The following is a 640-nucleotide window of genomic DNA, read 5'->3' as shown; positions in this document are numbered from 1 at the left end:
ACTCCCCACCCAGAGCCGTTGTCGTACTCGAAGATGTCGTTTCTGAGAACCCCTGTGACGGTTAAAGGACTTGTTATAACTGGGAGCTGGTTGTCGCCAAAATGGTCAAACCTGACCATTTCAAAATCTTCTAAACTCCACTTACTTCTAGAGTTATCTAATGGTTCATCAAGGAACGAAAAAGCATACTCTGCTTCTCCTGACGCGCATAAATCTATCCAATCTCGAACAAACGCTATGAGCTCCTCCTGACTGGATTCAATCGTAGGCTTTTTCATTGACGACTCCTTTTGTGAGAAACACATAACGCCGCGTTAAGGTGTGAGTAACGCAAGACAACAGCTTCTGCATTGCACCTTAACCACTAAACTTAACGCACAGTAAAAATGCCACGAGTTACGAATCACACTTAAACGCTTTGTTATGTGCTAGTTACAATCAAAAAACCAATATTTCCGTTTACCAAGACTAAACAAATATACTGATACATTACCAGCCTCTGTGTAATTCTTAAGCCTTTCATTCGGTAACGTTGCCCATAACCAATCAAAGTCTACATCGGTATCTTCCGGAATATAAGCTTCAATGAATTCTAGTTTATCTGTGAAGTCCTCTTTTGAAGCTATTCGCTCAAAAACTG

The 640-nt window shown here is 40.9% G+C and carries 2 protein-coding genes; both read right to left on the bottom strand.

The window, feature by feature from the left end; genetic code table 11:
- The coding region (locus R8N47_RS25965; protein ID WP_140352727.1) for a hypothetical protein at positions 1–278 on the bottom strand (278 nt) is incomplete at its 3' end.
- A 150-nt stretch (positions 279–428) separates the two neighbouring features.
- Positions 429–640 (bottom strand): hypothetical protein (locus tag R8N47_RS25960; RefSeq protein WP_318186201.1); only part of this gene is annotated, 212 nt, incomplete at its 5' end.

This window comes from Vibrio sp. 2132-1, from assembly GCF_033344315.1.
The sequence above is the reverse complement of the archived record's forward strand: the minus strand, read 5'-3'. Positions and strand labels throughout refer to the sequence as shown.